Here is a 22,608-nt window from a genome sequence, read left to right on the forward strand (position 1 = left end):
TGTTAGAGCTTAATTTTGGGCAATATTTTGCGAGCTGTAGGCGCCGCCGAGGGACTTGATCAGGGCGATATCGAGCGTCATGGCGCGGCTTTTGAGGTCGGCCACCACCCGGCGCTGGCTGATCAGGCTCTGTTCGGCCACGAGTAGCGAGGTGTAGTCGGACAGGCCGCCATCGTAGCGCAGCTTGCTGAGGCTGTAGGCGTCCTCATAGGCGGCCAGCGCCTTCTCGGAATTGTCGAGTCGGGCTTGCAGCGCCTTCTGGCTGGAGAGGGTGTCGGCCACCTGTTGCATGGCTTCCAGTACACCCTGGTTATAGGAGGCGATGGCCAGGGCATGCTCGCTCTCGGCCGATTTCAGGTTAGCCTTCAGCGCGCCGCCATCGAACAGAGGCAGACTGATGGCCGGGCCGACCTGGCCGATATCCGAACCGGGCGAGAACAGCTTGTCAAGGCCCAGAGACTGGAAGCCGGCGAAGGCGGCGATATTGATATTGGGGTAGAAGGCGGCATGGGCCTGCTTGATATGGGCCGAGGCGGCCTCGGCGCGCCAGCGCGCGGCGATGATGTCCGGACGGCGGCCGATCAGGTCGAGATTGACCTGGCTGGGCACTGAACCGAAGGCTTGCGGATTAAGCGACAGGGCTGGCCGTTGCAGGGTGTTGGCGAAGTCCGGCGCGGCGCCGGTCAGCGTGGCGAGCAGGTGCTTGTTGAGGTCGATCTGCTCGTCCAGCGCGGCCAGATCGGCCCGGGCGGCGAAGATGCCAGCCTGGGCCTGGGCGTCCTGCGCCTTGTTGCTGACGCCGTTATTGAGCTTGTCCTGCACCAGCTTGGCGCTGTCCGTGCGGATGCCGACGGCGCGCTCGGCCAGGTCGCGTTCCTGATAGAGGCGGTCGAGGTCAATATAGGCGGTGGCGATGGCGGTCGAAAGCACCAGCCTGGCCTGGGCGGCATCGGCTTCGGCGGCTTCGGCGCTGGAACTGGCGGCGGCGATAGCGGCGCGGTTCTTGCCCCAGAAATCCAGCTCCCAGTTGAAGCTCAGCGTCGTCTGGCCGTAATCCATGTAGCCGGCGGTATAATCACCTTCCGGGTAGAGGAAATTGGCGCTCTGCTTGGCATCGAAAGCGGTGGCGCTGGTGCCCACCTGCGGGCGGTTGGCGGCGCGGTATTGAGAAACCGTGGCTTCCGCCTGGTTCAGGCGCGCTTCGGCGATAGCCAGCGAGGGTGAATTATTGAAAGCCTGGTTCATCAGGCGCTGAAGCTGCGGATCGCCGAGATCCTTCCACCAGGTCTGCTCGCTGACCGCATTGATGGGGTTGACCTTCTTGGCCTGGCTGGGCTCAGATGCGAAAGGCGCGCTTTGTGGAATCGTGGTGCAGGCCGCCAGAGAACCGGAAAGCGACGTGGCAGCCAGCAGGGCTGCGACAAACAGACCGCGCTGCGGGAAAGGGCGCGGTATATGGGAGGAGGGCATGTTATGTGTCATTATAATAAGTCTCAAATGGGCGGACTCTTGAAACAACCGTACGGTATGGTCATTTTGGCTGGACATATAGTCCGGCACGCTGTATCTGTCAACTGACCATACCGTACGGTTTAGGAAAAATCTTGCGATGCAAAACGAAAAAGTAGCTGAGTTGAAGGCCAAGGACCAAACCTGCCCGGAACATAAGGGGCGCATGAGTGGCGAAGACCGCCGCGAAGCGATCCTCGATGTGGCCACCGAAATCTTTCTGGAAGAAGGCTATGCCAGTGCGTCGATGTCGACCATCGCCGCGAAGCTCGGTGGCTCGAAGGGCACGCTCTATAACTACTTCAAGAGCAAGGAAGAGCTGTTCACGGCCTATGTGCAGCGCAGCTGCATCTTCCATCGTGGCGAGATCAATGAGCTGCTGACCGACGAGGGTGATGCTCGCACGGTGATGACGGCCTTTGCCAAGGGCTATGTCCGCGCCTTCACCGCCGAACCGGCCCTGCAGAACTGGCGTGTCATTTCGGCGGAAAGCCACAAGTCGCCTGAAGTCGGCCGGCTGTTCTATGAAAGCGGCCCGCTCGCCGGCGCGCGCATCATTGCCGACTATATCGAAAAGGCCGTGGCGCGCGGTGAACTGGTGGTGCCAGATGTCATGACCGCCGCTCACCATTTCACGTCGCTGATCCATGGCCGCATGATCAAGGCGCGCTTGCTCAACTACATGCCGGCCCCCAGCGACGAAGAGATTGCCGCCGAGGTCAATGCCGCCATGTTCGTCTTCTTCGCCGCCTATGGCGTGAAAAAGGCCTAGAGCCTGATCACCTGAGCGGCCAATACGCGCGGTGCTTCGCGATGGCTGATCAGGATCAGGCCCTGCGGTTTTTCGTTCAGCCGTCGCGCGAGGTTCGTCACCACGTGCGCCTCCGTGGCGAGGTCGAGGCCTTCGGTTGGCTCGTCGAGGATCAGGACCGGCGCCTCGCGCAGCAGTGCGCGGGCCAGGGTCAGGCGCTTGCGTTCGCCGCCTGACAGTGTGACCCCGCCATCGCCGATCCAGGTATCGAGCGTCCGGGGCAGGGCTGCGACCCGATCTTTCAGGCAGGCCAGCTGCAACGCTTCCCACATCATCGCTTCCTGCGCCGCGCGATCCAGGCCTTTCAAGCGCTCGTCGCTCACGGCCATCAGCAGGTTTTCGCGGATCGTGCCGGTCAGTACGGCAGCATCCTGCGGACACAGGGCGAAGAGGTCCGGCGCGCCGCCCTGATCCCTCAACCCGGTCAGGGCCTCGATGGCGCGCGTCTTGCCGCTGCCGGAAGGGCCATCGATGCGCAGGCGTAAGGCGCGGTCGAGCGGGTAAGATTGGCCGTTTAGCCGGAAAAAGGTCTGTGCTTCGCTGGCCGGAGCCGCCGGGTGGTCAAAAATCGCCGCCACGCGGACCCTCGCCTGATCCGACAGCGCCTTCTGGGCCAGGGCCCGCGTCAGGATGTTCAGGCTCTCGAAGCCCATGCTGCCCGCCAGCAAAGCCAGGGCCATCAGGGGCAGGGGCCGGTCCAGGCCAGTGAAGGCGATGACGGCCAGGCCAATCCCGGTCAGAACGGTCAGCAGGGCATTGACCATCGCTTCCTTGCCGAATGTACGGGTCTTCGCGGCCAGCAGGGCGGCTTCGCGCGCTTCCAGTTCGGCAAGCAGCGGAGCGGACAGGTCATAGGCGCGGATATCGGGCAATACTGGCATCAGGGCGAAGAAACGATCCTTCAGCGCGCCGAGGGCTTCCCCTTCTGATGCGTCTGCTTCCGGGCGGCCATGGATATGGCGCGCTGCCCAAAAGGTAACGCCCATGACGATCGCTGCAGCCAGCGCTGCCCAGGGCGATGCCAGGGTGATCAGTAGCAGGGCAGTCAGGAGTCCTGCGCCACCGGCCCACGGCGCGCTGCGCATCACCAGGGCATTTTCCAGCGTGGTCACGTCCTGGATAAAGCGGCTGGAGGCCTCGCCCCGGCTCAAACCCAGACTACGGCGCGGATCGCCCGCCAGCACGCGGCCGAGCAGGGCCGGGCGCAACTCGGCCATGGCGCGCAGGGCCGCCGAGTGTCCCGCATAGCGTTCGCCATAGCGCAGGACGGTGCGGGCGATGGCGAAGAAGCGGATGGCCGCGCTCGGCAGCAGATAGTTGAAACCCTGCGCCGCCACGATCCCGGCCGCGCCCGCCACCGCGGCCCCGGTCAGGAACCAGCCGGAAATTCCCAGCAGCAGTACGGCGGAAACGCTGACACCTGCCGCGAAAAGCGCCGTCAGGAAAAGGCGCGTGCCGAACCGGTCGATCAGTTTTTTGAAATAGGTATCGAAGCTCATGTCAGTTCCACCACCTGATCGGCCAGGGCGCAAAGCACCGGCGAATGGCTGGAGAGGATCACCGTCCGGCCTTTGAAAAGGTCTGGCAGGCGGGCAATCAGTTCGGCCTCGGCCTGAGCATCGAGATCGGCGGTCGGTTCATCGAGCAGCAGGACCGGGGCATCCTTCAGCCAGGCGCGCGCCAGGCCTATGCGTCGCCGCTCCCCTCCGGAAAGGCCTGAGCCGCGCTCGTTGAGATCTGCCGTCCGTTGCACGGCGATCTCGCCGAGGCCGAACAGCCGGATAGCTTCGGCGATCCGCCCGGCCGTGGCGCCGCGATTGGCCAGGGTCAGGTTATCGGTCAGGCTGCCGGCGAGGATCGGCGGGTTTTGCGATACCCAGCCGATGTGCGCGCCGATATCGCCGCCTTCCGGCAGGGGCGCGCCATCGATGCGCACCTCGCCGGCACGCTTCAGGCCCTGGCCGAGCAGCAGGCGCAGCAGGGTGGTCTTGCCCGCGCCGGTCGGCCCCCTGAGGGCGATCACATGACCGGGCCGCGCGGTGAAACTGACAGGACCGATATGGAAATCCGGATCGTCAGGGAAACCGCAGGCTACGGCATCGTAGGTGATTTCAGGGGCGACGGAGGGGGAAGGCGAGGCCGGCTGCTCCGGGCGCATGTCGATATCCATCAGCCTTTGCGCCGCCGCCAGGGCGGTCTGGCGGTCGTGATAGGCGGCGGCGAGGCGGCGCATCGGGGCATAGACCTCCGGCGCCAGGGCCAGCACGAAGAAGGCGGCGGCGAAGGTCAGATGTTCCGGCACCTTGAAGGGCAGTTCGCCCAGCAGGTAGAAGCCACAATAGACGGCGATCAGGGCCACGCTGAGCGCGCTGAAAAATTCCAGCACGGCCGAGGTGATAAAGGCGATCTTGAGGACACTGAGGGTCCGTTCGGCGACGTTTTCGGCGGCGCGCGCCACGGTACGAACCTGGCGCGGTCCGGCTTCGAAGCTGAGAATGAGCGGCAGGGTCTTGATACGATCGACAAACAGATTGGACAGGCGCGACAGGGCGTCGAGTTGCCGTTTCGATTCCTCTGCGCTGCTCAGGCCGAGTATGGCCATCAGGGCGACAAACGGCACGAGGGTCAGCAGCAGGATACCGGCGCAGACCGGACTGGCCAGGGCCATGATGGCGAGAAAGGCGAGGGGAAGCAGGCGCGCCTGAAATTCGCTTTGCCGGAAGCGGGCATAATACCCCTCCAATGCTTCGGTATCCTCGAACAGGGCATTGAGGCGGCCCTGATGGCGGGCGGCGTCGATACGGCCGGTCAGGGCCTGTTTCATGAAGTCCAGGCGGATACCGGCGATGATACGCCGCGCCGACGCCAGACCCAGCTTCTGCGTCATCAGTCCCGAACCGGCTTTGAGGATCAGGGACAGCAGCGTGATCGCAACGGGCAAGGCCAGCCGGCTGATAGTCTGCCCCTTGTCGAACAGGTCGCTGACGGTGTGGCTGAGGCCCCAGGCAAAGCCGATGATGGCGACACCCTCCAGCAGGGCGAGCCCGTCCATAAGCCGCACCGTGCGGCTGTCGGTCTTCGCCCACAGGCGCAGACGATCGCGCGGCGTCACTAACCTGTTATCGGCCTCCGATAGCTTGGGGGGGTGCGACATCATGCTCATTGTGCGGCGCAAGATTAAGCCTTACTGTTTATATGGTTTTAGCGGCGCCGTTCTCCAAAGGGTTGAATTTGGGCGTTGCTAAGGGCTGTTTTTCAGTGTCTTCTCACCGGAGACGCGAAGTTTTTGGGGAGAAGTCTTTATGGACCTCAGTACCGTAGAACTCTCAAGGCTGCAATTCGCCTTGACGGCTATGTATCACTTTCTATTCGTTCCGCTGACCCTGGGGATGAGCTTCATGCTCGTCATCATGGAAAGCGTCTATGTCCTTACGCGCAAGGAGATCTGGCGCACGATCACCCGCTTCTGGGGGCTTCTGTTCGGCATCAACTTCGTCCTGGGTGTGGCAACAGGTCTCACCATGGAATTCGAGTTCGGCATGAACTGGTCCTACTATTCGCATTATGTCGGCGACATCTTCGGCGCGCCGCTGGCGATCGAGGGGCTGATGGCCTTCTTCCTGGAAGCCACCTTCGTCGGCCTGATGTTCTTCGGCTGGGAAAAACTCTCCCGGCCGGCGCACCTGATGGTGACCTTCCTGGTGGCGCTGGGCACCAATCTGTCGGCATTGTGGATTCTGATCGCCAACGGCTGGATGCAACATCCCACGGGCGCCGAGTTCAATCCGGCCACCATGCGCATGGAAGTGACCAACTTCATCGAGGTGCTGTTCAATCCGGTGGCTCAGGCCAAGTTCGTCCATACGGTCAGCGCCGGTTACGTACTGGCGGCGGTCTTCGTCATGGGGGTTTCGGCCATCTATCTGTGGAACGACAAGTGGACCAGCATCGCCAAGCGTTCGATGGCTGTGGCCGCGGCCTTCGGCCTGGCGTCCTCGCTGTCGGTTGTCGTGCTGGGCGATGAGTCGGGTTACGCGCTCACCGATAACCAGAAGATGAAGCTGGCCGCCCTGGAATCGATGTGGCACACCGAAAAGGCGCCGGCCGGCATCTCGATCTTCGGCATCCCGAACGTCAAGGAACAGCGCACTGACTTCGACATCAAGATTCCGTATGTGCTGGGCCTGATCGCCACGCGCAGCGTCGATACGCCGGTCATCGGTATCCTCGACCTGACCGACAAGGCGGAAGTGCGCATCCGTTCCGGCATCATCGCCTATGACGGCGTGGAGAAGCTGAAGGTCAATGCCGATGATATGGCCGCCAGGGGCGAATTCGAGGCGCACAAGGCCGATCTCGGCTACGCCCTGCTGCTGAAGAAGTACGTCTCCGATCCGCGCACCGCCAGCAATCAGCAGATCGTTCAGGCCTCGCTCGACACCATTCCCAATGTGCCGGTGATGTTCTGGGCCTTCCGCCTGATGGCCTATCTCGGTTTCGCTTTTATCCTGCTGTTTGCCACCGCTTTCCTGATGGTGACCTTCGAGAAGCACAACAATCGCCTGTTCCTGCTGGCCTGCATGATCGCCATTCCCTTTCCGTGGATCGCCATCGAGGCGGGCTGGCTGCTGGCCGAGATCGGTCGCCAGCCCTGGGCGGTGGATGGCGTGCTGCCGACCTTCATGGGCGCTTCCTCGCTCACCAAGGGCCAGATCTGGGCCACCATTTTCGGATTTACCGCGGTCTACGCCACCATGGCCGTGATCGAGGTCAAGTTGATGATCCGCGCCATCAACAAGGGGCCGTATGAAAACAAGCTCGGCCGAATGCACGACGATCCCGAAGTCAGCCACACCGATGATCCCGCCATGCCCGTTGTCGGCCCCGCGGAATAAGGAGTTACTCTAATGGAATTACCTTTCGACTATCCGACCCTCAGGGTCATCTGGTGGGGCCTTGTCGGCGTTCTGCTGATCGGTTTCGCCATCATGGACGGCTTTGACATGGGGGTGGCGGCCCTGCTGCCTTTTGTCGCCAAAAACGACTCCGAGCGCCGTGCCGTCATCAATACGGTGGGGGCGACCTGGGAAGGCAACCAGGTCTGGTTCATCCTCGGCGGCGGCGCCATCTTTGCCGCCTGGCCCTTTGTCTATGCGGTTAGCTTCTCCGGCTTTTATCTGGCCATGTTCCTGGTGCTGTTCGCATTGATCCTGCGGCCGGTCGGCTTCAAGTACCGCTCGAAGCGTCCCGGCAAGGCCTGGCGCCGCAACTGGGACTGGGCGCTGTTCGTTGGTGGCTTCGTGCCGGCACTGGTCTTCGGCGTGGCCATGGGCAATGTGCTGCAAGGGGCCCCGTTCAGCTTCGACAGCGATCTGCGCGCCACCTATCATGACATGTTCCTGGGTGGTCTCCTCGGCCTGTTCTCGCCCTTCACTCTGCTGTGCGGCTTGGTTTCCGCCGCCATGCTGGTCCTGCAGGGCTCGACCTGGCTGGGCCTCAAGCTGGAAAAGGGCATTGTCCGTGACCGCGCCCTGCGCTTCGGTTTCTTCGCTGCCCTGGCTGTGATCGTGCTGTTCGCCGCGGGCTACGTCTTTGTCCGCTTCTCGGGCCTTGGTTTCAGCGTTGTCGATGCGGTCAATCCGGCCGGCGCCTCCAATCCCACCCGCGCGCAAGTGGTGCCGATGGCCGGCGCCTGGCTGGCCAACTACGGCAAGTATCCGTGGATGTGGGCCGCACCGCTACTTGGTTTCGCCGGACCGCTGGTCGCTATTGCCGGTCAACGTCTGCGCAGTGACTGGCTGGCCTTCGGCGGCTCGTCCCTGGCGATTCTGGGTATCATCGCCACGGTCGGCTGTTCGATGTTCCCGATCATCCTGCCGAGCACGGTGGATGCCCATTCCAGCCTGCTGATCTGGACCGCCTCCAGCTCGCACCTGACCCTGTTCATCATGCTGCTGGTGACCGTGGTCTTCCTTCCGATCATCCTGTTCTACACCGCCTGGGTCTACAAGGTGTTGTTCGGCCGGATCAGCACGGAACAGCTTAAGACCAACCCGGATCTGTATTAATCAAGGCTGGGGAGGCGAGCCTCCCCAGGCCCCTCAGAAGGACAAGAGACATGTGGTATTTTTCCTGGATATTGGGTGTCGGCCTGGCCGTCGCCGTCGGCATCCTCAATGGCATCTGGTATGAATTCCATACCACCGACGATCCGGATGCCGAAGATCCCTACACCGAATAGCTATGTCAGGCGCGGTCTTCCCCTGCCGCACCCGATCCGGAAGCCGGTCTGATTCGTCAGGCCGGCTTTTGTTTATTCACGCAATGAATTGACGAGATTAAACACCATGGTCTTGGCCTCGTCATCGTGACCGCCCTGGGCCAGGCCGTAAAGGGTTTCCATCACCGGCTCGGCGATCGGGGGCACGTGCGCCTGATTGACCACCTCGAAAATGCCCGGCAGCACCAGTTCGCGCACCTCATTGTCGTCCACCAGCGCCTCGGTGATCTTCTCGCCGTCGCGCAGGCCCGTGAAGGTGATCTTGATGTCCTTGTCCGGCTTCAGGCCGTAAAGCCGGATCATCCGCGTGGCCAGGTCCATGATCTTGACCGGCGTACCCATCTCCAGGATGTACAGGCCCGACTTGTGCTCCGGCGTCTTGGCATTGTTCATGGCGGCGGTCAGCACCAGTTGTACCGCCTCGAAAATGGTCATGAAATAGCGTTCGACATCGCGGTCGGTGAGAGTGATCGGTCCGCCGCGCTCGATTTGCGACTTGAACAGCGGCACCACCGAACCGGTCGAGCCCAGCACATTGCCGAAGCGGACGACGCAGGCCTGGTGCGTGTCGGAAATCTGCGTGCGGATCAGGTGTTCGGCCAGGCGCTTGGTGGCGCCCATCAGCGAAGAGGGAGCTACGGCCTTGTCCGAGGAGATCAGCACCAGTTGCTTGACCCCGGCGGCCTTGGCGGCATCGATGACGCACTGGGTACCCAGCACATTGGTCAGCACACTTTCGCTGGCGTTCAGCTCCACCATCGGCACATGCTTGAGCGCCGCGGCATGAAAGATTACGTCCGGCTTCTGCTGGGCCACCAGGGCGGCAATGCGTTCGCGGCTGCGGATATTGCACAGGAAGGGCCGCGCCCGGTCACCGGCGCCATTGTTCGGAAATTCCAGCTTGATGTCACGGTCGATTTCGTAGAGCGCCAGTTCGGAGTGATCGATCAGGCTGACATGCGACGCACCGAGCGCCAGCACCTGCTTGCAGATTTCCGAACCGATTGAACCGCCGGCGCCGGTCACCAGTATGCGCTTGCCGGTATAGAAGGCCTTCAGGCCTTCAGTATCGAGCTGAACCTGTGGGCGATGGAGCAGCACCTTGAACGAAGCCGGATCGCTCGGTTCCGGCAGGGGCAGGGAACCGTTTTTCTTTCCGAACGCTGCCAGCCGAGCCAGAAAACGCAACAGTCGATAATTGGACAGACTCATGGATATTCCGGCGGGCTTGGGATATTAGATTGCGTATTGAGCGTGTAATGACGGTTTTAGCAAGGCCTCTGCACGCGCGTGACGCACTTTTTTACAACCGACTGCGGGTTTACACGTAAACAGGGTTATGATCGCAATATTGTTCTTTGGCCGTGTGGCCGATCTGTTGGGTAAACGGCGGATGGACATGGCTCTGCCTGCAGGCGGTCTGACCCTTGAAACCCTGCGTAACCAGCTCTTTGCGGAAGGCGACCCGCGCCTGCGCATGAGCGTCAACCAGGTCGTGGTCACGTCTGACCAGTCTTTGGCCGATGGCGATGAGGTCGCCTTCTTCTCTGTCTTTTCCGGCGGCTGACATGGCGCAGATCGCGGTCTATCTTCTGCCTGAGGCGCTCGATGCGGCGCAGGCGCACAGCGATTTCCTGACGTGCTTTGGTGCGACCGGCGCGGTAGCAGCCTTCACCGGCGTGGTGCGGGGTGAAGCGAAAACGGGAGCGGTAGATTATCTCTATCTCGACTGGTATCCCGGCATGACCGAAGCCACGATGCAGGCGATTGCCGAGAGCGCAGCGGCGCGATTCGGTATCCAGGCCCTGGCCATTCATCACCGTTGCGGCAAGGTGCGGGCGGGAGAACCGATCGTCTTCGTGGCGGCGGCCAGCGCTCATCGCCGGGCGGCATTCGAGGCCGTGGACTATATGATGGACCGTCTGAAATCCGAGGCTGCCCTGTGGAAACGCGAGGTCGGTCCGCAGGTCGATCACTGGGTCGAGCCGACGGATAAGGATGGTGAAGACCTGAAACGCTGGAGCCAGACATGAGCGACCTGTCGCATCTCGATGAAACCGGCCGCGCCCGCATGGTCGATGTTTCGGAAAAGGCGGTGACCGCCCGTATCGCCACCGCACGGGGGCGGCTGGTCTGCGCGGCGGAAACCGTGGCCCTCGTTCGCGAGAACCGGACGCCGAAGGGCGCGGTGATTTCGACCGCCGAACTGGCAGGCATCATGGCCGCCAAGCAGACGGCGAACCTGATCCCCTTGTGTCACCCACTGGCCCTGACCAAGGTGGCGGTGCGAATAGCCATTAACGATGCCCTGCCGGGCTTCGATATCGAGGCTGAGGTGCGCACCACCGGCCAGACAGGCGTCGAGATGGAGGCCCTGACCGCCGCCAGCGTTGCCGCCCTGACGCTCTATGACATGCTGAAAGCGGTCGACAAGGCCATGCGCATCGAAGGGATCGAAGTCACCGCCAAAAGCGGCGGCAAGTCGGAGTGGCCCTGAACATAGGCAGCGCATAAAAAAACGCGGAGGCCTGAGACCTCCGCGCAAAAGTCATAGTCAGTAATGACAATATTCGAACGCGCCGCACATACCAAGAATGCTGCGCTGCAAAAAGAGTTTACGACTTAAAAGAGCCTGGCGTGGATTCCGAGCCACACCCGGCGCCCGGTCTGACCGTAGCCGCCAGCTGTCTGGTAACGCGTGTCGCCGGCGTTCTCGATACGGCCATAGATGCTCAGGCGATCGTTGAGGGCATAATCGGCGCGCAGGTCGACCAGGTCGTAGGCCTTGAGCATGCCGGTATAGGCCGTGTCGAGCGCTTCGCCGACATGACGCAGACCGAAGCCCAGGTCGAGCTTTGCCGTGGCATTCCAGGTCAGATCGAGGCTGCCCATCTGGTCCGGGCGGCGCGGCAGCAGGCTGCCGGCATCGTCACGCGCGTGCAGGAAGGTGTAATTACCGCGCAGGTGTAGGGCGTCGGTCAGGTCTTTGGACAGTTCCAGTTCAACGCCGCGCGTTTCTGTACGGTCGATATTGCCGTAGCAGCCGTAGACCTGGTCATCGCGGCAGCCGCTATAGACGAAGTCGATCTGGTCGCGCACCGAGCGGGTGAACAGGCTGACGCTGAAGACGCCGCCGGTGAAATCATAATCGACGCCGCCATCGAGCGTGGTCGATTTCTCCTCGGTCAGGCCGGAGGTGCCGTAGTCGCTGTAGAGCTGGTAGAGGCTGGGCACCTTGACGCCCTGTCCGGCGCTGGCATGGAGGCGGAAATGGTCGCCCAGTGGCGCATTGACCGTCACCTGGGCAATGTCGTTACCGCCGAAAGACGAGGCATCGTCATGACGGGCGCTCAAGGCGACATCGAGCGGGCCGAAATCGTGAGTCACCTGGCCGTAGAGGCTCGCCAGGGTGGAAGAGGCGCGGGTCGGCACCGGATCCGGGTCATAGCTGGACGGATAGGCTATGCGCATGGTGTCGCGCTCGTAGCTCAGGCCGCCAAGCAGGCGGGTCGCCGCGTCGAGGCGGTAGCTGACGTGATAGTCGGCGGCCTCAATATGGCCGTTGGCGTCATAGTTCGGCGTGTGGTCATCATTGTAATAGGTGTTGTCGTTGTCGGTCACGCTGACTGACAGGACCTGTTCGCCTTTCGCGAAGCGATGGGTGAGGCCGACGACCGACAGGCTGGTATCGTTCTTGCCGAACTCACCGGTATCGGCAAACACATAGTCCGGCGCCGGGTAACCGTCGAAATCGTCGCGGCTGTGGCTGGTGGTCGAAAAGGCCTGCAGGCTCAAGGACTCGTTGAAATCGTAACGCAGCTTGCCGTTCAGAGTGGTCTGGGTGAAACCGTCCTTTTCGCTGCCGCCGGCATAGGTGGAGACACCACGATCATTATAGGTGCTGCCCGACAGGCGCCAGGTCAGACGATCCACCTTGCCGCCGATGCCGGCACGGGCGGAACCGTACTGGTCGAAGCCTTCGACGCGCAGGTCGCCTTCCAGCTTTTCCGTCGGGGTGCGCGAGGTGATGCTGACCACGCCGCCCATGGCGCCGGAGCCCCAGAGGGTGGACAGAGGTCCGCGCAGGACTTCGATGCGCGAGGCATCGTCCGTGCTGACCAGGCCGAGATTGGTGCCGCCGCCGACCTGCGAGGGGTCGTTGAGGCGCACGCCATCCAGCATGTAAAGGGTGTGATCGGCACCGGCGCCGCGAATCGAGGCCGTGGTGGTGGAGCCTGGGCCACCGTTACGGGCGATGCTGAGGTCGGTGGTGCGCGTCAGCAGGTCGGCCACGAACAGCGACTGGTAGGATTTGATATCGGCATCGGTCAGCACATCGACGCTCTGGCCGACTTTCGAGACCGGCAGGGCCTCGCGTGTGACGGTGACGATGATTTCCTGCGGGGTCTCGTCCGCATGCGCGAAGACGGGAAGGGCCAGCAAGGCGGTGGACAGGATAAGGGCGGTTTTGCGATTTCGCATCGAAGGGACTTTCGGTCAGAAACGAAAGCCGTAAACGCGCCTGACGAAGCCCGCGCCGCTTACGGCTTACAAGGTATCGTCTCTCAAGCAACTGACTTGCTTGCGCTGCACTTCCCGGCCACGCAAAGGACGACAGCCAAGGCAGGTCTCCTGACTCGCGCCTCGAACGCGGGCGACGTCTTCCCGATCTCTCAGTGACGTGTGTCGCTCGCTCGGCGCTTACAGTTGCGGGGACAGTCCGGGAGTTCAACCCGATTCCCTATTATCCCGCGGGTTTGACGCGCGGGCACCGTTGGCACGCGGCGGACCTAGGGCGTTTGTTGCGCCGCGTCAACCGTCCTGTCACAATTGACCCGTCAGTGCGGCTTTTGCGCCGCATCCTCCGCCGGAGTGAGGGTTTGCAGGGAAAGCGCGTGAACCGGACCGGCCAGTTCCTCTGCCAGGGTGCTGTTGATCAGGCGCTGGCGGGCCACGCGATTCAGGCCTTCGAAGCGCTCGGATACCACACGCACGGAAAAATGACTTTCGCCCCCTTCACGTGCGCCCGCATGTCCACTATGTTTAGCGCTGTCGTCATGAATCTCCAATTGCTGCGGGGCGAGAGCCTGGTTGAGCTTCGCCTTCAGGCGGTCGGCAATGATTCCCATATTCTGCCTCACTTTCAGGGTATGGACCGGATGTCAGCTTCTTTTAAGATTTAGGGATCATATTTCAAGGTATGAGCGAAGGATTTAAGTACAAACCGCGTATGGGCATGGATATGCGCATTCGTCCGCCCAAGGAAGGCGAGGAAAAGACGCGCCGTCCCGAAGACGACGTGCTGCAACTCAAGCCGGGCGAAAAGCCCTGCGAATGGCCGGAATGTCATAAGGCGGCCACGGCCAAGGCGCCGAAGTCGCGCGAAATGATGAACGAGCACTATAATTTTTGCATGGCTCACGCGGCCGAATATAACAAGAACTGGAACTTCTTCGCCGGTATGAGCGAAGGCGAGGCCCGCCGCCACCGCGAATCGATCGCCACCGGTGATCGTCCGACCTGGGCTTTCCGCGCCTCGCGCGTCAGCCGGGAAGCGGCGAACTTCGCCACCAAGGGCACCAAGGCCGGCGGTTTCTACGATCCGCACAGCGTCTTTGGCGCAGGCGCAGCCCCGATGAAGGAAAAGGGTGTTCAGTCCGAACGCCAGTACGGCAAGATCGAACGCGGCGCCTTTGCCGATCTCGATCTGGAAGTCGGCGCCACGGCCGAACAGATTCGCGTGCGCTATACCGAAATGCTCAAGCGCTGCCACCCGGATAACAACGGTGGCGACCGTTCGGCCGAGGACAAGCTGCAACGGGTCATCAAGGCGTACAAAATTCTGAAAAAGATGAGCCTGGCATAGATTTTTGCCATCCTTTCCATAGTAAAAAACCCTCGCCGGTGTGCGAGGGTTTTTTCATTTAAAGACTGCTGAAGAACGGATCGTCCGCCATATCCCCGCCCGGTTTGCGGAACAGATGGACATGCAGGCGGCGGCGCAGGGTAAAGCCCAGGCTTTCATAGAGACTGATAGCGGGGGTATTTTCCGGCAGGACATTGAGAAACGGCACGCGGCCATCGGCGACGATGCGCTTGCCCAGAATCGATGTCAGTCGCCGGGCATGGCCGCGCCCCTGGAAGTCCGGATGGACGCAGATGGCGCTGATCTCGGTGAAATCCGCCGGTTTCATGCGTTCGCCGGCCATGGCCGCCAGCCGGCCGTTTTCGAACACGCCGATATAGCTGCCCATCTCGATGGTGCGCGTACCGAAAGGCCCCGGCTTCATCAGGGTGGTCAGGGCGATCATCTCGTCAACGTTTTCAGATGACAATGGTTGGGCGTTATCAGCGACATCGGCCGGCTGGAAATCATATCCGGCCATTTGCAGGATGGGGAAATGGACGAGCAGGTCCAGGCCCTGCGGTGTCGGCAGTTCTTCGGGCGCCCATAAAACGGCGGTCTCGCCCTCGGCCATCCGTTCGGTGAGAAGCGGCAGGGCGTTGGGCGTTTCAATGGCGGCGAAGGGAGATACCTCGGCCGGATAGCGCCGCACCGGTCCGTCGCCGATGGCCAGGTGCGAATGACGGGCGGTCAAGGCCGACCAGGCGGGATTATCGAGTTCAGTGATCTTCATGCGGTGCGTCTAACAGAAAAGGCATTCGGCTGCTGCCGGAATCTTGCGCTATAAATGGCTATGGAGGCGCTTATGAACAAGCTCTTGAAAGGCGGCTGCCAGTGCGGCGCCATCCGTTTTGAAGTGATCGGCCCGCTGCCGGACGCCTCGATCTGCCATTGCCGCATGTGCCAGAAGGCGTTCGGCAATGTCTTCGCGCCACTGGTCTCGGTGCGCGGCACTGATTTTCGCTGGACGAAAGCCGAACCGAAACGTTTCGCGTCCTCCAATCTGGTCAATCGCGGCTTTTGCCCTGAGTGCGGCACGCCCCTGACCTATGAAGCGCCGGACGGCATGGCGGTGTCGATAGGCGCCTTCGATCATCCCGAAACGCTGGAGCCACATATCCAGTATGGTACGGAGGCGCGGATCGGCTGGCTCGATCACGTCAATGACTGGCCCGCCCGCACGACGCTGGAAGATATCGAGGCTGCGCCATTTCTCGACAAGCTGGTAAGCCGTCAGTATCCGGATGAGCGATAAGTAAAAAACTTCGCGCAGCGCGAAATTACGGGTTGTTTCCTGATCTCTAAAGTCTTAGCTGAAACCCGTACATCCTTGCTGCCGAAAGCCTGATTATATGTCTGCCGAGCTTGAATATCCCGATCCGCTGCTGTCCCATGTGCCCGATAAAAAGGTCAATGTCCGTGACGTGTTCGGCATTGATATCGACATGCAGGTGCCGGCTTTCACACACCGCGACAGCCACGTGCCCGATATCGATGAGGCCTATCGTTTCGATCCGCAGACGACCCAGGCCATCTGCGCCGGTTTCGCCTTCGATCGCCGCGTCATGGTGCAGGGCTTCCACGGCACCGGGAAATCAACTCATATCGAGCAGATCGCCGCACGCCTGAACTGGCCGCTGGTCCGCGTCAACCTCGACAGCCACGTCTCGCGTATCGACCTGATCGGCAAGGACGCCATCGTGCTGAAGGACGGCCAGCAGGTCACCGAGTTCAAGGAAGGCATCCTGCCGTGGTCGCTGCAACGCCCGGTCGCCCTGGTGTTCGATGAATACGACGCCGGCCGCCCGGACGTGATGTTCGTTATCCAGCGCGTGCTGGAAGCGCAAGGCCGCCTGACCCTGCTCGACCAGAACAAGGTCATCAAGCCGAACCCGTTCTTCCGTCTGTTCTCGACCACCAACACCATCGGTCTGGGCGATACCACTGGCCTTTATCACGGCACCCAGCAGATCAACCAGGGCCAGATGGACCGCTGGTCGCTGGTCACCACGCTCAACTATCTCAGCCATGAGGCCGAGGTCGAGATCGTGCTGGCCAAGGTGCCGGAATTCAACACCGGCGAACGCAAGGGCATGATCGACGCTATGGTGCGCGTCGCCGACATGTCGCGCTCGGCCTTCGCCAATGGCGATATCTCCACGGTCATGTCGCCGCGGACGGTCATCACCTGGGCCCAAAATACTTTGATCTTCAACAACGACCCCGAACTGGCCTTCCGCCTGTCGTTCCTCAACAAGAGCGACGAACTGGAGCGCCATACCCTGGCCGAGTTCTATCAGCGCGCTTTCGGCACCGACGTGAAGGAAAGTGCCCTGAAGGTAAAGGTGATCTGATCCTGTCTCGCCCTCCCCATTTATGGGGAGGGGGGACCATCGCTTGCGATGGTGGGCGGAGCTTCTGTCTTATGCCCCTTCCGTCATTTCGCTTCGCTCAATGCCATCTTCCCCAGCCTCGGCGGCAGCCAAAATGGGGCAGGCGAAAGAAGAGTAAATCTGTCCGACCATGGCCAACAAGCCGACCATCCTTTCCGAACCGTTCAAGAAGGCGCTGGTGCATTCCACCCGCGCCCTGGCGGAGGATGCTGAGCTGGAGGTGGTTTTCGGCTCCGATGGCCCGCGCATCGACGGCAACAAGCTGATCCTGCCGCACCCGCCGCGTGACCTCGCGCCGAAACTGGCCCAGCGTGTGCGCGGCCAGGCCGACCGACTGGCATTGAAACGCGCCCACCACGACGATGCGGTTCATGCCCGTGCGCGGCCGCGTGACGATATGAGCGCCGATGCCTTCGATGCGCTCGAAGAGGCGCGGCTGGAAGCGATCGGCGCCCGCGCCATGCGGGGTGTGCGCAGCAATCTGCTGGCGGCGCAGGAAGGCGATCTCGAACGCTCCGGCCTCTATCGCAAGGAAGACAAGGCGGATATCGGCCTGCCGGAAATCCTTGGCCTGATGGCGCGTGAAGCGGTCACCGGCGATCCGATCCCGCATTCCGTGCAGCGCGTGGTCAATCTGCTGCGCGCCGAAATCGAGGAAAAGACCGGCGACGGACTGGAAAAGCTGGCTGCGCTTATCCACGACCAGAAGGCTTTCAACAAACAGGCGCGCCATATCCTGACGGCGCTCGATCTGAAGGACGACAGCCAGGACGCCGAGGACGAGAAGGACGAAGGCGAGGAGGGCGAGAGCGAGGGCGACAGCCCCAAGGAAGACGCCCCCGAAAAAGACGAGCAGGACGATAGCCAGTCGCAACAGGATCAGCCGGAGGAGCAGACCGGACAGGATCAGCCGCAGGAGGGTGAGGACGACTACACCCAGATGCAGGGCGACCCGCAAATGGCCTCCGAATCCTCGACCGACGAGACGCCCGATGGCGAGGCCGGTGAGGCCGAGCGTCGCGAGAATGACCAGCCGGACGCCAATATCAAAAAAGACTACGAGGTCTATACCAAGCAGTTCGACGAGGTGATCACGGCCGAGGAGCTGTGCGATCCGGAAGAACTGGAGCGCCTGCGCGGTTTCCTGAACGCGCAACTGGCCAATATGGCCTCGGTGGTGTCGCGACTGGCCAATCGTCTGCAACGCAAGCTTCTGGCCCAGCAGAGCCGTTCCTGGTCGTTCGATCTCGAAGAAGGCGTGCTCGATGCCGCCAAGCTGACCCGCGTGATCACCGATCCATCGGCGCCGCTCAGCTTCAAGCAGGAAAAGGACACCGAGTTCCGTGACACGGTGGTGACCCTGCTGCTCGATAATTCCGGCTCGATGCGCGGCCGGCCGATCATGGTGGCCGCCATCTGCGCCGACGTGCTGGCACGGACCCTGGAGCGCTGCGGCGTCAAGGTCGAGATCCTGGGTTTCACCACCAAGGCCTGGAAGGGCGGGATGTCGCGTGAGGCCTGGGTGCGGGCGGGCAAGCCGGCCAATCCGGGGCGGCTCAATGATCTGCGCCATATCATCTACAAGGCGGCCGATAATCCCTGGCGCCGGACGCACAAGAACCTCGGCCTGATGATGCGCGAGGGCCTGCTCAAGGAAAACATCGACGGCGAAGCCCTGCAATGGGCCTATTCGCGTCTGGTCAATCGCCCGGAGCAACGCAAGATCCTGATGGTGATTTCGGACGGCGCGCCGGTCGATGACTCGACCCTGAGCGTCAACAGCGGGCATTATCTCGAAAACCACCTGCGCAAGGTGATCAACGATATCGAGACGGCGCCCAAAACCTCGGGAAGGCATGTCGAGCTGGTGGCCATCGGTATCGGCCACGATGTGACGCGCTATTACAAGCGCGCCCTGACCCTGATCGATGTAGAGCATCTGGCAGGCGGGCTGATGGATAAGCTCACCGAGTTGTTTGAAGAGAAGTAAGAAACCCCACCACCATTGCTGCGCGTCGCTGGTGGGGTTTCTTGTTTTCCTGTGCTAGGAAATTTTATGCGCGTTATTCTGGTTTGCCTGGCCCTTCTTGCCACCTCGGTCCGTGCCGAGCCGCAGCCCTATCTGCAAAAGCCGACCGTCAGCTTTCGCGTCCTGGAGGGCAGCGACCCGAAACCGGTCAATCCGAAAGTGCGCTATGTCGGTGGCTATGAGCTGCAGGCGAAGGGCACTTCCGAACTGGTGGGCCTGTCCGATCTGCATGTCGTTCCTGCTGGCGATACGCTCAAGGTGGAAGCCGTCAGCGATTTCGGTGCCATGGCGCAATTCGAACTGAAGCCGGATGGCAAGGGCGGCTATCTCGACAGCCCGCTGGAGATTGACCCTTTGCTGGGCAGCGACGGCAAGCGCTTTGATTACAAGGATCTGGCCGATTCCGAAGGCATGACGGTCGATCCGCTGACGTCTGACCGGTATGTCTCCTTCGAAGGTTATCAGCGGGTATTAAGATTTACGGCCGCCGGCAAGCGCAATCCCTGGAAAGCGGCCAGTGAAACCCTGCCGCTGGCCGGCCTGCCTAACTTCCCTCCCAATCAGGGTATGGAGGCGGTGACCTACATACAGGAAGCGAGGGGTGACACCCTGCTGATCGGCGTCGAATCGGGTGGTTTCTGGCGCTGCGGACTGGCGCTCAATAAATGCATCGAAGTGCACGGTCCCGCCACGCCGGGTTTTCTTTACATGATGACCTCGCTGGCTGTGGTCGATTATGCCGATGCGCGCCGCGATCACGATATTCTGGGTCTCTATCGCTATTACGACCCGATCACCGGCCCGCGCAATATGCTGCGCCTGCTGCATCTGGAGGGCAATACGCTCGCCGTGGTCAGCGACATGGCGAAGATCACACCGCCCCTGCCGGTCGATAATTTCGAGGGCGTATCAGCGGTCAAAACCGCGACCGGCTACCGCATCTTTCTGATCAGCGACAGCCTTAAGGACGACGGCAAGCCGAAACTGCTGGTCTTCGACTGGACACTGTGAACCAAAGAAAAAGCCCTGAACCGATGGTTCAGGGCTTTTATGTATTCGATAATCCGCAGGGATTAAGCGGCTTTCTCGGCCAGCTTGTCCTTGATCTGCTTCTTGATGCGGCGAGCGCGGATCGACAGGTTTTCGTCGTCGGCCTTGACCAGGAAGGCATCCAGGCCGCCGCGGAAGTCGAGCGTGCGCAGGGCGGCGTTCGAGATCTTCAGGCGGAACGTTGCGTTCAGCGCGTCCGACTGCAGGTTGATTTGACGAAGCGACGGCAGGAAGCGGCGCTTGGTCTTGATGTTCGAGTGGCTGACGCTGTGGCCGACCATGGGACCGACACCGGTCAGTTCGCAACGACGCGACATGGGATATACCTTCGATTAAAACGAATATATGAGCACGTCCAGACACCTGTCCGTCGCGCGAGAGGCGGTTCTATAGGCAAATGAGAGGGGGAGGTCAAGAGTTAAAAGGCATTTTTAGACTCTTAAACTCAGTCGTCGCAAGGTTTACAGCCAGCATGCGCGCAAAACAAAAAACCTCCTGACCGGAGTCAGGAGGCTTGATCGCAGCGAATCCGAAAAAGGCCTAGGCGGCCTTGGTCAGGTTCTTGTTGAGGATAGCCACGGCCGAGTCACGGTCGATCTTTTCGATGGCCGCCACTTCGCGGGCCATGCGGTCGAGGGCCGATTCATAGAGCTGGCGCTCGGAATAGGACTGCTCGGGCTGGCTGTCCGAACGGTAGAGGTCGCGAACGACCTCGGCCAGCGAAACCAGGCAACCGGAATTGATCTTGGCTTCATATTCCTGGGCGCGGCGCGACCACATGGTGCGCTTGATGCGGGCGCGACCCTTGAGGGTGACCAGGGCTTGCGACATGACGGCTTCATGGGCGAGGTGACGCAGGCCGGCCACCTTGGCCTTCTTGGTCGGCACGCGCAGGGTCATTTTCTCATGATCGAAAGTCACCACGTACACTTCCAGAGTATAACCGGCCACTTCCTGGGTCTCGATGGCAACGATCTGGCCAACGCCGTGAGCAGGATAGACAACCTTGTCGCCTACAGCGAATTCGTGACGGGAAAGGGTGAGGGTGTCGGACATGGCGAACCTTTCGAGAGGTTGGGGCAAAGCGGCGGACAATCGGGTCTCTTAGGTGTCAAGACGTCTCGCTCCAGCAACCGGGGAGGGGCTGAAGGACACATTAGAGCGCACAAAATCATCCTCAAGAGAGCCCTCATGGGGATGGTCAGCGTGCGCTATTCTTAACTAAGACAAGGTTGTCATCCGACCTGCGTCGATGGTGCATTTAAAACCCGCGGGAACCGCGGGTATGAACGCCTGAAACAAACGAAGATTTGCGCGGATCGTATTGGTCTGGCTTATCCCTATACGGGGACAGAAGAAGGCCGTGCGACTCTTGCAATATGACGTGTATATCACAAATTTACGGCAAAATAAAGGGCTGGAGCGTTAGCGCTCACACGGGCCGCCACAATAGTAGCAGGATAGCGCACAGAGTTGCGCATTCAAAGCCTGCTGCGCGATAAACCTTGTGAATAAAGGCTTTTTTACTGCCTTTATGGTGAAAAACGCGCGATCCGATGAGGGCAGAAGGCCATCCGCCAAGCCAGCAGAGGGTCAGGAGTGTCCGCTCGGAAATACGTTTTTCTCGCATAACGGCGTATTTTTTATCGAGCCGCCAGGCGTGCCATGTCACGAGATTGATAAGTGCGCCATAAAGCAGGCAGACCGGCCAGAAGGGCAATGGCCTATTTGCCGTCGCCGGGCTTTTCCGAGAAGTACTTCTCGAACTTGCCGGTTTCGCGCTCAAACTCCTCTCGATCGGCGGGTGGGGTGCCCTTTTCCGAAATGTTCGGCCAGACGGCGGCGTACTTTGTGTTGATCTCCAGCCACTTGGTGCCTTCGTCCTCGGTGTCCGGCTTGATGGCGTCAACCGGGCATTCGGGCTCGCAGACGCCGCAATCGATGCACTCGTCCGGATTGATGACCAGGAAGTTCTCGCCTTCGTAGAAGCAGTCGACCGGACAGACTTCCACGCAGTCCATGAACTTGCACTTCACGCAAGGGTCCATAACGATGTAGGTCATAGTCAAAAGCCTCGATTACAAAAGCGGAAAGTGCCTCATGCTCAGATAAGGCCGCCATGTCAAGAGTCCGCCGTCTGTGAAAACCTGATTTGTTCTAATCCGACGGATTAGTATCCGTCCTTATCGTCGCGAAAGCTTGCCTGCAAAGACTTTGCGCCTCATTCTCATGTGCTTTGAGGCGGGCATGCTCAGGCCTCTTCTGGTGCGGCCTTCACGAGATAGAGGCCTTGCGCCTCCGTTGCCGGACCGCGCCGCTCACCGGTTTCCTGTACGACGATATCGAACAGACGCGTACCGATAGCGAAGATCAGCCGATCGCCGGGCTTGATAGTGGCAGAGGCTTTCTCAATGCGCGTCACCTTGCCGAAGCGTTCCAGCCGGATATGGCTGCTTTCGCACGCTCGGGCGGAGAGCGCCCGCGTCTTGAAGAAACGCGCCCGCCAGAGCCACACATCGAGCCGGACCGAAGAGGAATCTGTCTGCATGGCGCAGATATTGGAACGGCGCGGGCAAATGTCAAACCGGCGCTTGTGACGGCATGGTCATTCGCTATAGTCGCCAAAAGAAA

The 22,608-nt window shown here is 61.1% G+C and carries 24 protein-coding genes and 1 riboswitch; of the genes, 12 read left to right on the plus strand and 12 right to left on the minus strand.

Features of this window, described 5'->3' with window-relative positions:
- Positions 1 to 9: 9 nt before the first annotated feature.
- Positions 10 to 1,470 (minus strand): efflux transporter outer membrane subunit, encoded by a 1,461-nt coding sequence (locus QM647_RS12840; protein WP_414995921.1) that lies wholly within the window; start codon positions 1,468 to 1,470, stop codon positions 10 to 12.
- A 139-nt stretch (positions 1,471 to 1,609) separates the two neighbouring features.
- Here QM647_RS12840 and QM647_RS12845 point away from each other — a divergent pair, with 139 nt between their 5' ends.
- On the plus strand, positions 1,610 to 2,281 hold the full coding sequence (locus QM647_RS12845) for a TetR/AcrR family transcriptional regulator (protein ID WP_414995922.1): 672 nt from the start codon (positions 1,610 to 1,612) through the stop codon (positions 2,279 to 2,281).
- Here the strand turns inward: QM647_RS12845 and QM647_RS12850 are convergent.
- Both QM647_RS12850 and QM647_RS12855 read right to left on the minus strand, forming a co-directional pair.
- On the minus strand, positions 2,278 to 3,819 hold the full coding sequence (locus QM647_RS12850; RefSeq protein ID WP_414995923.1) for an ATP-binding cassette domain-containing protein: 1,542 nt from the start codon (positions 3,817 to 3,819) through the stop codon (positions 2,278 to 2,280). The two genes, QM647_RS12845 and QM647_RS12850, sit on opposite strands and share 4 nt — an antisense overlap.
- Complete coding sequence (locus QM647_RS12855; RefSeq protein ID WP_414995924.1) at positions 3,816 to 5,477, minus strand: ABC transporter ATP-binding protein/permease; 1,662 nt, start codon at positions 5,475 to 5,477, stop codon at positions 3,816 to 3,818. Before QM647_RS12855 ends, QM647_RS12850 begins: the two co-directional genes overlap by 4 nt.
- A gap of 145 nt (positions 5,478 to 5,622) precedes the next feature.
- Between QM647_RS12855 and QM647_RS12860 the strand changes: the two genes are divergently transcribed.
- The 3 genes from QM647_RS12860 to cydX are packed head-to-tail and all read left to right on the plus strand — an operon-like array spanning position 5,623 to position 8,561.
- Positions 5,623 to 7,215 (plus strand): cytochrome ubiquinol oxidase subunit I, encoded by a 1,593-nt coding sequence (locus tag QM647_RS12860; RefSeq protein WP_414995925.1) that lies wholly within the window; start codon positions 5,623 to 5,625, stop codon positions 7,213 to 7,215.
- Between the two features lie 12 nt (positions 7,216 to 7,227).
- The gene (cydB, locus tag QM647_RS12865) at positions 7,228 to 8,388 is read left to right on the plus strand and encodes a cytochrome d ubiquinol oxidase subunit II (protein WP_414995926.1); all 1,161 of its coding nucleotides are present in this window, start codon (positions 7,228 to 7,230) and stop codon (positions 8,386 to 8,388) included.
- Between the two features lie 50 nt (positions 8,389 to 8,438).
- Positions 8,439 to 8,561 (plus strand): cytochrome bd-I oxidase subunit CydX, encoded by a 123-nt coding sequence (gene cydX, locus QM647_RS12870; protein WP_414995927.1) that lies wholly within the window; start codon positions 8,439 to 8,441, stop codon positions 8,559 to 8,561.
- A gap of 72 nt (positions 8,562 to 8,633) precedes the next feature.
- Here the strand turns inward: cydX and QM647_RS12875 are convergent, their stop codons facing one another.
- Complete coding sequence (locus QM647_RS12875) at positions 8,634 to 9,812, minus strand: SDR family NAD(P)-dependent oxidoreductase (RefSeq protein ID WP_414995928.1); 1,179 nt, start codon at positions 9,810 to 9,812, stop codon at positions 8,634 to 8,636.
- Positions 9,813 to 9,939: 127 nt separating this feature from the next.
- Between QM647_RS12875 and QM647_RS12880 the strand changes: the two genes are divergently transcribed.
- Genes QM647_RS12880 through moaC form a run of 3 tightly spaced genes read left to right on the plus strand, consistent with a single transcriptional unit; the run spans position 9,940 to position 11,097 of the window.
- A complete protein-coding gene (locus tag QM647_RS12880) occupies positions 9,940 to 10,167 on the plus strand; it encodes a MoaD/ThiS family protein (RefSeq protein WP_414995929.1) in 228 nt (75 codons plus the stop codon).
- 1 nt (position 10,168) lies between these two features.
- The gene (locus QM647_RS12885; RefSeq protein WP_414995930.1) at positions 10,169 to 10,633 is read left to right on the plus strand and encodes a molybdenum cofactor biosynthesis protein MoaE; all 465 of its coding nucleotides are present in this window, start codon (positions 10,169 to 10,171) and stop codon (positions 10,631 to 10,633) included.
- Complete coding sequence (gene moaC, locus QM647_RS12890) at positions 10,630 to 11,097, plus strand: cyclic pyranopterin monophosphate synthase MoaC (RefSeq protein ID WP_414995931.1); 468 nt, start codon at positions 10,630 to 10,632, stop codon at positions 11,095 to 11,097. Before QM647_RS12885 ends, moaC begins: the two co-directional genes overlap by 4 nt.
- Before the next feature lie 125 nt (positions 11,098 to 11,222).
- Here the strand turns inward: moaC and QM647_RS12895 are convergent, their stop codons facing one another.
- Together QM647_RS12895 and QM647_RS12900 are read right to left on the minus strand one after the other, a co-directional pair.
- The gene (locus QM647_RS12895; protein ID WP_414995932.1) at positions 11,223 to 13,082 is read right to left on the minus strand and encodes a TonB-dependent receptor plug domain-containing protein; all 1,860 of its coding nucleotides are present in this window, start codon (positions 13,080 to 13,082) and stop codon (positions 11,223 to 11,225) included.
- Between the two features lie 122 nt (positions 13,083 to 13,204).
- Positions 13,205 to 13,391, minus strand: a riboswitch (cobalamin riboswitch).
- A gap of 47 nt (positions 13,392 to 13,438) precedes the next feature.
- Positions 13,439 to 13,729: a BolA family protein gene (locus QM647_RS12900; protein ID WP_414995933.1), complete on the minus strand. Its 291-nt coding sequence runs from the start codon at positions 13,727 to 13,729 to the stop codon at positions 13,439 to 13,441.
- Positions 13,730 to 13,800: 71 nt separating this feature from the next.
- Between QM647_RS12900 and QM647_RS12905 the strand changes: the two genes are divergently transcribed.
- Complete coding sequence (locus QM647_RS12905) at positions 13,801 to 14,466, plus strand: J domain-containing protein (RefSeq protein WP_414995934.1); 666 nt, start codon at positions 13,801 to 13,803, stop codon at positions 14,464 to 14,466.
- A 58-nt stretch (positions 14,467 to 14,524) separates the two neighbouring features.
- Here QM647_RS12905 and QM647_RS12910 read toward each other — a convergent pair whose 3' ends face one another.
- On the minus strand, positions 14,525 to 15,238 hold the full coding sequence (locus QM647_RS12910; RefSeq protein ID WP_414995935.1) for a GNAT family N-acetyltransferase: 714 nt from the start codon (positions 15,236 to 15,238) through the stop codon (positions 14,525 to 14,527).
- Between the two features lie 72 nt (positions 15,239 to 15,310).
- Here QM647_RS12910 and QM647_RS12915 point away from each other — a divergent pair, with 72 nt between their 5' ends.
- The 4 genes from QM647_RS12915 (at position 15,311) to QM647_RS12930 (ending at position 19,938) form a co-directional block, all read left to right on the plus strand.
- Positions 15,311 to 15,760 (plus strand): GFA family protein, encoded by a 450-nt coding sequence (locus tag QM647_RS12915; RefSeq protein WP_414995936.1) that lies wholly within the window; start codon positions 15,311 to 15,313, stop codon positions 15,758 to 15,760.
- 97 nt (positions 15,761 to 15,857) lie between these two features.
- On the plus strand, positions 15,858 to 16,859 hold the full coding sequence (gene cobS, locus QM647_RS12920; protein WP_414995937.1) for a cobaltochelatase subunit CobS: 1,002 nt from the start codon (positions 15,858 to 15,860) through the stop codon (positions 16,857 to 16,859).
- A gap of 169 nt (positions 16,860 to 17,028) precedes the next feature.
- Complete coding sequence (cobT, locus tag QM647_RS12925; protein ID WP_414995938.1) at positions 17,029 to 18,888, plus strand: cobaltochelatase subunit CobT; 1,860 nt, start codon at positions 17,029 to 17,031, stop codon at positions 18,886 to 18,888.
- 66 nt (positions 18,889 to 18,954) lie between these two features.
- Positions 18,955 to 19,938: an esterase-like activity of phytase family protein gene (locus QM647_RS12930; protein ID WP_414995939.1), complete on the plus strand. Its 984-nt coding sequence runs from the start codon at positions 18,955 to 18,957 to the stop codon at positions 19,936 to 19,938.
- A 62-nt stretch (positions 19,939 to 20,000) separates the two neighbouring features.
- Here the strand turns inward: QM647_RS12930 and rpmB are convergent, their stop codons facing one another.
- The 5 genes from rpmB to QM647_RS12955 all read right to left on the minus strand — a co-directional run bounded on the left by rpmB (position 20,001) and on the right by QM647_RS12955 (position 22,525).
- The gene (gene rpmB, locus QM647_RS12935) at positions 20,001 to 20,294 is read right to left on the minus strand and encodes a 50S ribosomal protein L28 (RefSeq protein WP_414995940.1); all 294 of its coding nucleotides are present in this window, start codon (positions 20,292 to 20,294) and stop codon (positions 20,001 to 20,003) included.
- A gap of 223 nt (positions 20,295 to 20,517) precedes the next feature.
- Positions 20,518 to 21,033, minus strand: coding sequence for a CarD family transcriptional regulator (locus tag QM647_RS12940; protein ID WP_414995941.1), 516 nt, complete (start codon positions 21,031 to 21,033; stop codon positions 20,518 to 20,520).
- A gap of 376 nt (positions 21,034 to 21,409) precedes the next feature.
- Positions 21,410 to 21,649 carry a DUF1294 domain-containing protein gene (locus QM647_RS12945; protein ID WP_414995973.1) on the minus strand — a complete coding sequence of 80 codons (240 nt, stop codon included), beginning with the start codon at positions 21,647 to 21,649 and terminating at the stop codon, positions 21,410 to 21,412.
- 52 nt (positions 21,650 to 21,701) lie between these two features.
- Positions 21,702 to 22,040 carry a ferredoxin FdxA gene (gene fdxA, locus QM647_RS12950; RefSeq protein WP_414995942.1) on the minus strand — a complete coding sequence of 113 codons (339 nt, stop codon included), beginning with the start codon at positions 22,038 to 22,040 and terminating at the stop codon, positions 21,702 to 21,704.
- A 188-nt stretch (positions 22,041 to 22,228) separates the two neighbouring features.
- Positions 22,229 to 22,525: an RNA-binding S4 domain-containing protein gene (locus QM647_RS12955; protein WP_414995943.1), complete on the minus strand. Its 297-nt coding sequence runs from the start codon at positions 22,523 to 22,525 to the stop codon at positions 22,229 to 22,231.
- Positions 22,526 to 22,608: the final 83 nt, after the last annotated feature.

Origin of the sequence: Asticcacaulis sp. (assembly GCF_047605585.1) — a bacterium.
Lineage (GTDB): Bacteria > Pseudomonadota > Alphaproteobacteria > Caulobacterales > Caulobacteraceae > Asticcacaulis.

What these genes read in the sequence shown, in the direction of transcription:
- QM647_RS12840 (WP_414995921.1), bottom strand. Translation starts at nt 1,470, where the DNA reads ATGCCCTCCTCCCATATACCGCGCCCTTTCCCGCAGCGCGGTCTGTTT.
- QM647_RS12845 (WP_414995922.1), top strand. Translation starts at nt 1,610, where the DNA reads ATGCAAAACGAAAAAGTAGCTGAGTTGAAGGCCAAGGACCAAACCTGC.
- QM647_RS12850 (WP_414995923.1), bottom strand. Translation starts at nt 3,819, where the DNA reads ATGAGCTTCGATACCTATTTCAAAAAACTGATCGACCGGTTCGGCACG.
- QM647_RS12855 (WP_414995924.1), bottom strand. Translation starts at nt 5,477, where the DNA reads ATGATGTCGCACCCCCCCAAGCTATCGGAGGCCGATAACAGGTTAGTG.
- QM647_RS12860 (WP_414995925.1), top strand. Translation starts at nt 5,623, where the DNA reads ATGGACCTCAGTACCGTAGAACTCTCAAGGCTGCAATTCGCCTTGACG.
- cydB (WP_414995926.1), top strand. Translation starts at nt 7,228, where the DNA reads ATGGAATTACCTTTCGACTATCCGACCCTCAGGGTCATCTGGTGGGGC.
- cydX (WP_414995927.1), top strand. Translation starts at nt 8,439, where the DNA reads ATGTGGTATTTTTCCTGGATATTGGGTGTCGGCCTGGCCGTCGCCGTC.
- QM647_RS12875 (WP_414995928.1), bottom strand. Translation starts at nt 9,812, where the DNA reads ATGAGTCTGTCCAATTATCGACTGTTGCGTTTTCTGGCTCGGCTGGCA.
- QM647_RS12880 (WP_414995929.1), top strand. Translation starts at nt 9,940, where the DNA reads ATGATCGCAATATTGTTCTTTGGCCGTGTGGCCGATCTGTTGGGTAAA.
- QM647_RS12885 (WP_414995930.1), top strand. Translation starts at nt 10,169, where the DNA reads ATGGCGCAGATCGCGGTCTATCTTCTGCCTGAGGCGCTCGATGCGGCG.
- moaC (WP_414995931.1), top strand. Translation starts at nt 10,630, where the DNA reads ATGAGCGACCTGTCGCATCTCGATGAAACCGGCCGCGCCCGCATGGTC.
- QM647_RS12895 (WP_414995932.1), bottom strand. Translation starts at nt 13,082, where the DNA reads ATGCGAAATCGCAAAACCGCCCTTATCCTGTCCACCGCCTTGCTGGCC.
- QM647_RS12900 (WP_414995933.1), bottom strand. Translation starts at nt 13,729, where the DNA reads ATGGGAATCATTGCCGACCGCCTGAAGGCGAAGCTCAACCAGGCTCTC.
- QM647_RS12905 (WP_414995934.1), top strand. Translation starts at nt 13,801, where the DNA reads ATGAGCGAAGGATTTAAGTACAAACCGCGTATGGGCATGGATATGCGC.
- QM647_RS12910 (WP_414995935.1), bottom strand. Translation starts at nt 15,238, where the DNA reads ATGAAGATCACTGAACTCGATAATCCCGCCTGGTCGGCCTTGACCGCC.
- QM647_RS12915 (WP_414995936.1), top strand. Translation starts at nt 15,311, where the DNA reads ATGAACAAGCTCTTGAAAGGCGGCTGCCAGTGCGGCGCCATCCGTTTT.
- cobS (WP_414995937.1), top strand. Translation starts at nt 15,858, where the DNA reads ATGTCTGCCGAGCTTGAATATCCCGATCCGCTGCTGTCCCATGTGCCC.
- cobT (WP_414995938.1), top strand. Translation starts at nt 17,029, where the DNA reads ATGGCCAACAAGCCGACCATCCTTTCCGAACCGTTCAAGAAGGCGCTG.
- QM647_RS12930 (WP_414995939.1), top strand. Translation starts at nt 18,955, where the DNA reads ATGCGCGTTATTCTGGTTTGCCTGGCCCTTCTTGCCACCTCGGTCCGT.
- rpmB (WP_414995940.1), bottom strand. Translation starts at nt 20,294, where the DNA reads ATGTCGCGTCGTTGCGAACTGACCGGTGTCGGTCCCATGGTCGGCCAC.
- QM647_RS12940 (WP_414995941.1), bottom strand. Translation starts at nt 21,033, where the DNA reads ATGTCCGACACCCTCACCCTTTCCCGTCACGAATTCGCTGTAGGCGAC.
- fdxA (WP_414995942.1), bottom strand. Translation starts at nt 22,040, where the DNA reads ATGACCTACATCGTTATGGACCCTTGCGTGAAGTGCAAGTTCATGGAC.
- QM647_RS12955 (WP_414995943.1), bottom strand. Translation starts at nt 22,525, where the DNA reads ATGCAGACAGATTCCTCTTCGGTCCGGCTCGATGTGTGGCTCTGGCGG.